Annotated in this window: 10 protein-coding genes; 6 read left to right on the top strand and 4 right to left on the bottom strand. The window is 44.7% G+C overall.

The features are described from left to right. The first annotated feature begins 498 nt into the window (after positions 1–498). Positions 499–1,572, top strand: a complete 1,074-nt coding sequence (locus tag B5J93_RS07235) for a DUF475 domain-containing protein (protein ID WP_079325780.1) — start codon at positions 499–501, stop codon at positions 1,570–1,572. Between the two features lie 140 nt (positions 1,573–1,712). Then, positions 1,713–3,080, top strand: a complete 1,368-nt coding sequence (argH, locus tag B5J93_RS07230) for an argininosuccinate lyase (protein WP_174700920.1) — start codon at positions 1,713–1,715, stop codon at positions 3,078–3,080. 117 nt (positions 3,081–3,197) lie between these two features. On the opposite strand, the gene B5J93_RS07225 is transcribed toward argH, so the two are convergent. Together B5J93_RS07225 and B5J93_RS07220 are read right to left on the bottom strand one after the other, a co-directional pair. Beyond that, a complete protein-coding gene (locus B5J93_RS07225) occupies positions 3,198–3,491 on the bottom strand; it encodes a hypothetical protein (protein WP_079325778.1) in 294 nt (97 codons plus the stop codon). Positions 3,492–3,553: 62 nt separating this feature from the next. Further along, positions 3,554–4,210 (bottom strand): Lcl C-terminal domain-containing protein, encoded by a 657-nt coding sequence (locus tag B5J93_RS07220; protein ID WP_079325777.1) that lies wholly within the window; start codon positions 4,208–4,210, stop codon positions 3,554–3,556. A 276-nt stretch (positions 4,211–4,486) separates the two neighbouring features. On the opposite strand from B5J93_RS07220, the gene B5J93_RS07215 reads away from it, so the two are divergent. From B5J93_RS07215 to B5J93_RS07200, 4 genes are all read left to right on the top strand, one after another. Next, positions 4,487–4,711 carry a hypothetical protein gene (locus B5J93_RS07215; protein ID WP_079325776.1) on the top strand — a complete coding sequence of 75 codons (225 nt, stop codon included), beginning with the start codon at positions 4,487–4,489 and terminating at the stop codon, positions 4,709–4,711. After that, positions 4,708–5,103: a type II toxin-antitoxin system VapC family toxin gene (locus tag B5J93_RS07210; RefSeq protein WP_079325775.1), complete on the top strand. Its 396-nt coding sequence runs from the start codon at positions 4,708–4,710 to the stop codon at positions 5,101–5,103. The genes B5J93_RS07215 and B5J93_RS07210 overlap by 4 nt, the downstream gene beginning before the upstream one ends. Before the next feature lie 265 nt (positions 5,104–5,368). After that, on the top strand, positions 5,369–5,929 hold the full coding sequence (locus tag B5J93_RS07205; protein WP_079325774.1) for an RNA ligase 1 family protein: 561 nt from the start codon (positions 5,369–5,371) through the stop codon (positions 5,927–5,929). Between the two features lie 132 nt (positions 5,930–6,061). Then, a complete protein-coding gene (locus B5J93_RS07200; RefSeq protein WP_079325773.1) occupies positions 6,062–6,352 on the top strand; it encodes an oxidative damage protection protein in 291 nt (96 codons plus the stop codon). Positions 6,353–6,426: 74 nt separating this feature from the next. On the opposite strand, the gene B5J93_RS07195 is transcribed toward B5J93_RS07200, so the two are convergent. After that, positions 6,427–6,849, bottom strand: a complete 423-nt coding sequence (locus B5J93_RS07195; protein WP_079325772.1) for a hypothetical protein — start codon at positions 6,847–6,849, stop codon at positions 6,427–6,429. Positions 6,850–6,876: 27 nt separating this feature from the next. Continuing rightward, positions 6,877–8,091 (bottom strand): serine/threonine transporter SstT, encoded by a 1,215-nt coding sequence (gene sstT / locus B5J93_RS07190; protein WP_079325771.1) that lies wholly within the window; start codon positions 8,089–8,091, stop codon positions 6,877–6,879. Positions 8,092–8,375: the final 284 nt, after the last annotated feature.

The raw sequence follows: 8,375 nt of genomic DNA, 5'->3' as shown, positions 1-8,375 counted from the left end.
GTTGAGAGTGGGGTAAAATTACCAACAGCTAGATAAGGGCGATGATTGGGGCGTGCCTGCCCTTTATGACACAATTTAAATCTTAAAAATTTGTAAAAACAAACCACTTGTTTTTGCATAAAAAATGGCTATCCGGCCACTTAATTTAAAAAGTTAAATTAAATTAAATTTTGGCCCTGGTTCAAAAAGTATGCTACAAAGAAAACCGTTCGTGGTAAGCTTGGGAAGCCTAACGGTTTTCCTACCCGCAGGCAGGCTCAGGGCGAACGGAAAACCTAGTTTGGCATACTTTTTAGGCTACTACCTAAATTCTTAAAATTTACCTGATTAAGTGGTCGGATGTTTTCATCTTCAAAATCCTTGTTGATATTGCAATATCAACTGCGGAATTTTCCTTGAAAAACGCGCGATTTCCCCTATTTTTCATTGCAAATACAAAAGGCAGGCACGCCCCATTTATTGCTTTTCTTGTTATAAAACAGGAACATCTCACCCATGATGAAAACCCTAAGACATTTTTATTTTGACATCTTTTTTAGCATCGTCTGCTTGATTGGGGCGGCGTATTGGGGATTTACGCACGGTGGGACAACCGCCATGCTCTCGGCACTGTTTATCACAATGGTGCTGGCACTGATGGAAATCTCATTATCCTTTGATAATGCGGTGGTCAATGCGTCCGTTTTAAAGCATTGGGATAAGTTTTGGAAAACGATTTTCTTAACCGTCGGTATGCTCATCGCTGTCTTTGGTATGCGACTGGTGTTCCCCATTGTCATTGTGGCAGTTACGGCAGACATGGGCATGAAAGAAGTTGTCGATTTGGCACTCAATAACCCCAAAGAATACTCCGCCAAGCTCATGGCACACCATGCTGAGATTGCTGCTTTTGGGGGTATGTTCCTACTGCTTGTCTTTTTGAACTTTGTATTTGATGACAAAGACATTCATTGGTTTGGCTGGCTTGAAAAACGCCTTGCTAAGTTTGGTAAAGTGGACGCCATGAGTGTGTTTGTTGCCATTGTAACCTTGATGATTTCACTCACTTGGGTGGACGAAGCTCATAAGTCGGTTGTTTTAATGGCGGGCGTTTGGGGTATTCTTATCTATATGGGGGTTAATGTCCTATCCACACTGCTTGAAGGCGATGGCGATGATGACGGCACGCCCGATGGACACGAAGTAGCGGGAGCGATTGCCAAAGGTGGTATCGCAGGCTTTTTATATTTAGAAGTATTGGATGCGTCATTTAGTTTTGACGGCGTGATTGGGGCGTTTGCCATTACCAATGACGTGGTTATCATCATGATTGGTCTCGCCATTGGGGCGATGTTTGTGCGTTCGATGACGATTTTCTTGGTCGAAAAAGGCACGCTAGATGAGTTTGTGTACCTAGAACACGGGGCTCATTATGCCATTGGGGCGTTGGCGATTATCATGCTTATCTCGATGAAATTTCATGTGCCTGAGATTATCACGGGGCTTATCGGGGTTGCCTTTATCGTGGCATCGGTGATAGCTTCCATTCGCTATCGCAGAAATAATCCGCATAAGTCCATCTCCCAGCAGTGATAAGCCATGCTTAAAGCTGGTTAAAGTGCAAATAATGCCATAAAACAGCAAAACCGCTTGTACTCTGCTACATTCATTGTTAAGATACGCCTTATTTTTATCAATAAGGCATTATCATGACTACTACCCAAACCGCCCAAATGTGGGGCGGACGTTTTAGCGAAGCTACCGACCGTTTTGTTGCCGAATTTACCGCTTCGGTCAATTTTGACAAACGCATGGCAAACCAAGACATACAAGGCTCTATCGCCCATGCCACGATGCTTGGGCAGTGCGGTATCATCACCGCCGATGAAAGCCGTCAAATCGTGGACGGACTGACCCAGATCAAAGGCGAGATTGAGCGTGGTGAATTTGAATGGCGTGTGGAGCTAGAAGACGTTCATATGAGTGTGGAGAGTCGCCTGACCGCCTTGATTGGCGATGTCGGCAAAAAACTGCACACAGGGCGTAGCCGTAACGACCAAGTGGCGACCGACATTCGCCTATACCTAAGAGATGAGACCGACAAAATCATCGCCTTAATTGGCAAATTACAAAACGGTCTACTTGATTTGGCAAGCAAACACACCACGACCATCATGCCCGGCTTTACGCATTTGCAGACCGCCCAGCCTGTGAGTTTTTCTCATCATGTCATGGCGTGGTTTGAGATGCTTTGCCGTGATAGCGAGCGTTTTGCCCAGACTCGCATTCGCATTAATCAAATGCCACTTGGCTCGGCAGCCTTGGCAGGGACGACTTACCCTATTGACCGCACAATCACCGCTCGCCTGCTTGGCTTTGACGGCATTTGTGAAAACTCGCTCGATGCGGTGTCTGACCGTGATTTTGCCATTGAATTTACCGCCAACGCCAGCATTTTGATGATGCACCTATCTCGCATGAGCGAAGAGCTGATTTTGTGGATGTCGGCACAGTTTGGTTTTATCCATATCCCTGACCGCTTTTGTACAGGGTCGTCCATCATGCCCCAAAAGAAAAATCCTGACGTGCCAGAGCTTGTGCGTGGCAAGACCGCTCGTGTGTTCGGACAGCTCACAACCCTGCTCACACTCATGAAAAATCAGCCCCTAGCGTATAATAAGGACAACCAAGAAGACAAAGAGCCCCTGTTTGACTGCGTGGATACGCTGACAGGCTCGCTCATCGCCTTTGCTGATATGCTCCCAAACATTACGCCAAATGCAGAAAATATGCGTACCGCCACGATGAAAGGCTATGCCACAGCGACTGATTTGGCGGATTATTTGGTCAAAAAGGGCTTGCCGTTTCGTGATGCTCATGAAGTGGTTGGGGGAGCGGTGGCGTTAGGCGTAGCAAAAGGCGTGGATTTGAGTGAGCTTAGCCTTGATGAGTTAAAGGCGTTTAGTCCGCTCATCGGCGATGATGTGTTTGAGTGTTTAACCTTGGAAGGCTCGCTAAACGCTCGTAATCATATCGGGGGTACTGCCCCAGAGCAGGTGGTAAAAGCGATTGAGCGGGGGCGTGGGAAAATTAAAGGTTAATTAAAGCGTGATTGATGAAAACCCAATGTGCAGACGTTGGGTTTTTGTTTGTTGTTACAAAAACCCAAAACCATACGATTTTGGGTTTGGTGGGTGTTTTGGATTTTTTAAGTTGGATTAACGCCAGTACTCGCCTGAACGGGTTTTGCTTTCCACTTCGGCAATCATTTGGGATTTGGTGTAGCATGAACCGTGTTTTTTGTATTCACAGCTAGAACTGCTACCTTTTTCAAACTTGGTGTCCCAGTTATTAACAGGGGTTTTGACAAATACGCCTTGCGAACTGGTATAAATCTCTGCTTTTTTGCCACCGTCATAAGTAAAGGTATGAACGGTCTCCGCCCATGCAGGCGTGGCAACTGCCAATGCAACTACCGCAGTGGCCAAGGTTTTGATGACTGATTTTTTCATAACTTGTTCCTTTTTGCTGATTAATTATCAAACCAAAAATCCAAACACCCAAAAATTAAAAACTAATCTGAACGGACGGCACGCACATAAGTAGAATAATCCTTATTATAGTAGCTGGCGCTGCCATAGTAAAAGCCCGCACCCCACGCATTATTACTGTTATTGGCATAGGGCGAACTAGACCAATAAGGATCATCCTTACTGTTGGGAAAAATCTGTGCGTTTAAGGTGGGTGCAATTGAGCCATCTGCACACCATTCAGGCACTTGCAGACTACCACCATTATCGGCAGGGATTGTCATCATTATTGTACCATGATTGGTGGTTACTTCTCGCTCCACCCGCCCCTGTGCGGTCAGCTCGCTGACCTTTTTGGTTTCTATATTTTGAAACCAACCTTTACTGCAATAACGTATGGTTGAGAGTTCTTGTATGGTGGGTAGTCGCCAGTTGGTGTAGCCACCTTTGGCTTGTTCATTGGTAAACTTTTTGACATAGTCTTTGGCATCTTGCCAATTTAGCTCAATCGGAGTGCCTGTACAGGTTGTGCCGTTCCATGTCTGCCCCACGCTACATCTGTCCCAGTACAGCCCTGTTTTTGGGTCTCGCCAAATGCCTTTTTTCATCAGTTCAGTGTCTGAGACAGCGTTAGCGGTGCTTGCCAGAGTAATCATCGGCAAGGCAACCAAAAGCGATTTTGTTAAGAATAATTTTAACATGAGAACAAATCTCCTTTTATGTTATCTGTGTTCCAATATAGTAGATATTTTGGCTTTGTCAATATGTCAAAAAACACTTATACACAAAACAAAAACAACACAAACATCCAAATGATGATAGACGCTTGATAAATACAAGGTTATGCTATTATTTTTAGTGATTTCAAATATTTATGAAAAATTTTTATAAAAATATAAACTGACTGTTTAGGATAAATTATCATTGCAATCCCTTTCAAATTTTTATAAACTGATAAAAAATTCTAAGGAAAAAATATGCTTGTCGCTTATCAAGCCAAAATCGTTGGCAATCAAATTCACTGGATAGACACGCCACCTGATGTCAGTGATGTGGACGTGTTAATTTTACCAAAACCAAAACAAGAGCAAGCCACTAAGCCAAAACGCCAAATGCCCGATATTTTAAAGGGCTGTGGGCGACAAGTTGGCGATATTGTTGATACTGGTGAATTAAGTGCAGAATGGACACCATCGGCATGAATATCATCATGGATACGCATATTTTTTATTGGTATGTCAATCAAATTGATGACCGATTGCCAAAATCTATCAAAAACCAACTGGATAATGCTGATAGGCTTTTTGTGTCATCTGCCACTTGCTTTGAAATGTCGTGGCTGGTACAAAAAGGACGAATTGAGCTAAATATCCCATATTTAACATGGTTTGACAGAGTGCAAAATTATACCGACATTGAGTTTTTGGACATCACACCACAAATTGCCCATGTTGCTACGGCTCTACCAGAACATCATAAAGACCCTATGGATAGGCTCATTATCGCCACTTCAATTATTTATGAGTGTTATTTGGCAAGTGTGGATACCAAATTTCCTTTATATAATGAATTAAAGGGAAGGTTGATAAGCTGAGCATGATTTTAGCGAGTATTTAGCAAATCAAAGACTCCCCTTGACAACCCCCAACTTTTCATTTACCATAGATTTTTATTTTTGTAATTATCGCACAATGACGCAGTTACCCTTTTTACCTACTGATTTGACAGATAAGGCACATACTTTATCTGCAAACATTTGCATTTGCTACCCCAAACTAGGAGTAGCAAGTTAGGTCGTGCGTGTACGTTTAACTTAGAACCACTCAAATTTTTGGGTGGTTTTTTTATTGGAGTTTTTTATGAAAAAAGTCATTTCTTTATTTAAAAGAGATTATGAAGGCACTCGCCAAGTCTATGATGACGTGGTGGCAGGAGCCGAATGGGTCGTACAGGGCGAAGGCGTGGCAACGGTCAAAATAGACGGCACGTCCACGCTCGTCCAAGACGGCAAACTCTACAAACGTTATGATGCCAAAAAAGGCAAAACCCCGCCAGACGGCTTTATTCCCGCCCAAGAGCCTGACAGCATTACAGGACATTGGCCAGGCTGGGTAGCCGTACAAGACGACAACCCTGCTGACCGTTGGCACAATGAAGCCTTTGCCGATTTTGACGGAGTGGACGGCACTTATGAGCTTATCGGTCCAAAAGTGCAAGGCAATCCGCACAAACGCCCCAAGCACGAGCTTGTCAAACATGGCGATTGGCGATTTGATGACGAACTGCCAAGAGATTTTGACGGCTTAAAGGCATGTTTTGAAAATCATGTGGTCGAAGGCGTGGTATGGCATAGGGACAATGGCGATATGGTCAAAATCAAACGCCGTGATTTTGGGCTTAAATGGCCTGTTAAGGCGTGATTGGCAAATTGGGCTGATTTTTGAAGGGGTTTAGTCCTTATCAAGGGGGTGTAATTTATCCATGACACCCCTTGACAACCCCAAAGCCGCCCCCACATTTGCTATAATATCCTTTTTACTTTGGAAAAAATCATGGAAATCTTTAACCCCAAAACCAATTTGGTTTTTTGTCGCAAATACCAAGAAAATCTGCCAAAAATGCCAAATCCGCCTTTCCCCAATGCCAAAGGCGAGGAAATCCAAAACACCGTCTCAAAAAAAGCGTGGGACGAATGGCTAGAATTACAAACCATGCTCATCAACGAAAAGCACCTAAGTATGGTGGATAAAGACGCCAAAAAATTCATCGCCGAGCAACGTGAACTATTCCTAGACAATGGCGACTATGAACGCCCAGCAGGGTTTAAGCCGAAAGAGAGTTAAATTTGCACTAAATTTTATTTAAGTATAAAAAAATCGGACTTAGTGTCCGATTTTGTTTTTGGATCAACAAGGAATTAGCACGCCACACCGATAATCCGTTCACTCTTATCATTAGTGCTTTTGTCTAGGTCTGCACGGCGAACCAATGGCTCGGTACAGCCTTTGGAGGTGATATAGCTGATGGCGATTTTGACTGCGGTATCTGCCATAATCGCTGTGCCATCTGCTGTACGTACATGGATATAAAAAGGTTGCTCTAATGGAACGACATAGCTATCAAGCAGATAAATCCTGTCGCCATAAGTGACTTTGGCGTGATAGTCTTTAAAATGAAGCATGCCCACACCGTCCACATAGGTGTCAGGGCTAAGCGGTTCGTTGGTCTTTTTGGTGTTGGGCATGACCAGTAGAGATGGCATGGCAGGCGGTGTAGCAGGTGTACTGGCACAACCGACCAGTATCCCTGCTGTGATTAGAGTTGATAATAATTTTTTCATCATTGCTCCTTTTGTCCTTTGAATCTCTTAACCCTTATAGGCATATTTAGGGTCGGCAGCAGCGGTAAATAACACGTCGGTTGATGAGTTAAGGGCAGTCTCTGCTGAGTCTTGTACTATCCCGATGATAAAGCCGATGGCAACGACTTGCATGGCGATGTCGTTGGAGATATTAAACAGTCCGCACGCCAATGGGATGAGCAGCAGTGAGCCACCTGCCACACCTGAGGCACCACAAGCACTGACAGAGCCAACGATGGCAAGCAGTAGGGCTTGGAAGAAGCTGACTTCCACGCCAAGGGTATGAGCGGCGGCAAGTGTCAAGATGTTGATGGTGATGGCAGCCCCCGCCATGTTGATGGTTGCCCCCAGTGGAATGGTGAGCGAATAGGTGTCTTCGTTTAGCCCAAGTTTTTTGGCAAGGTTCATGTTCACTGGAATGTTGGCGGCAGATGAACGGGTAAAAAATGCCGTCACTCCTGATTCACGCAGGCAAGCGATAACGAGCGGATAGGGGTTTTTACGAGTCTTGACAAAGACAATGATGGGGTTTACCACCAAAGCGATAAACAGCATGGCACCGACCAGTACGATAAGTAGCTTGGCGTAGCTTGCCAGACCGTCAAAACCTGTCTCCGCCACGGTCTTTGACACCAGCCCTAAGATACCAAATGGGGCAATCGCCACAATCCATTTTACCACCGCTGAGACGGCATTTGAGATGTCATGAACGACCGTTTTGGTGGTCTCGGACGCATGACGTAGCCCCAAACCAATCAGTACCGACCATGTCAAAATACCCAGATAGTTGGCATTGCTAAGGGCGGTCACGGGGTTGGCAACCAGATTCATGAGTAGGTTTTTTAGGACTTCACGTAAAGATTGGGGGGCGGATTGCTCTACCGCTTGCATGTCGGCCAGACCCACAAGCTCAATGGGAAAGGCAAAACTTGCCAGTACAGCAGTCAAAGCAGCGGTAAATGTCCCCACCACATACAGTAGCATGACAGGCTTGACCCGAGCGTCGCTACTGCTCTTAAATCCTGCCACGGCAGAGAGTACCAAGGCGAACACCAATATCGGGGCGACTGCTTTTAAGGCTCCGACAAACACATCGCCCAGCACCCCAAGCGACATGCCAACATCTTTGGCAACACTGCCAATCAACACGCCTAGCACCAAGGCAATCAAAATAAGTGGCACAAGTCCCACACGCATGTATGCATTCACAAGTTGACGCATGAATCATTCCTTATTAACAAACACTTGTTAAATCACAAGATGATAAGATTGCAAAATGTGATAACTATACCACTTTTTGTAATAAAAGTGTTAATGAATTTTCGTTTTGTTAGGGCGTACCTGCCTTTGGTATTTGCAATGAAAAATGCCTGTTTAAAAAAGTAAGGGGAATCGCACGTTTTGCAAGGAAAAAACTTGAGATTGATAGTTGTTCTATCAAGCAAGTTTTCGCCTTCGAGCCACAAGATTTAGCCATTTTTCATGCAAAATATACCAACCGAACC

Origin of the sequence: Moraxella equi, from assembly GCF_002027555.1 — a bacterium.
GTDB classification, from domain to species: domain Bacteria; phylum Pseudomonadota; class Gammaproteobacteria; order Pseudomonadales; family Moraxellaceae; genus Moraxella; species Moraxella equi.
This window is presented reverse-complemented; position numbering and strand designations above follow the sequence as displayed.

Bases quoted from the DNA above. Each gene is read 5' to 3' on its own strand.
- B5J93_RS07195 (WP_079325772.1), bottom strand. From the start codon at position 6,849: ATGAAAAAATTATTATCAACTCTAATCACAGCAGGGATACTGGTCGGT.
- B5J93_RS07215 (WP_079325776.1), top strand. From the start codon at position 4,487: ATGCTTGTCGCTTATCAAGCCAAAATCGTTGGCAATCAAATTCACTGG.
- B5J93_RS07235 (WP_079325780.1), top strand. From the start codon at position 499: ATGAAAACCCTAAGACATTTTTATTTTGACATCTTTTTTAGCATCGTC.
- sstT (WP_079325771.1), bottom strand. From the start codon at position 8,091: ATGCGTCAACTTGTGAATGCATACATGCGTGTGGGACTTGTGCCACTT.
- B5J93_RS07205 (WP_079325774.1), top strand. From the start codon at position 5,369: ATGAAAAAAGTCATTTCTTTATTTAAAAGAGATTATGAAGGCACTCGC.
- B5J93_RS07225 (WP_079325778.1), bottom strand. From the start codon at position 3,491: ATGAAAAAATCAGTCATCAAAACCTTGGCCACTGCGGTAGTTGCATTG.
- B5J93_RS07210 (WP_079325775.1), top strand. From the start codon at position 4,708: ATGAATATCATCATGGATACGCATATTTTTTATTGGTATGTCAATCAA.
- B5J93_RS07200 (WP_079325773.1), top strand. From the start codon at position 6,062: ATGGAAATCTTTAACCCCAAAACCAATTTGGTTTTTTGTCGCAAATAC.
- B5J93_RS07220 (WP_079325777.1), bottom strand. From the start codon at position 4,210: ATGTTAAAATTATTCTTAACAAAATCGCTTTTGGTTGCCTTGCCGATG.
- argH (WP_174700920.1), top strand. From the start codon at position 1,713: ATGTGGGGCGGACGTTTTAGCGAAGCTACCGACCGTTTTGTTGCCGAA.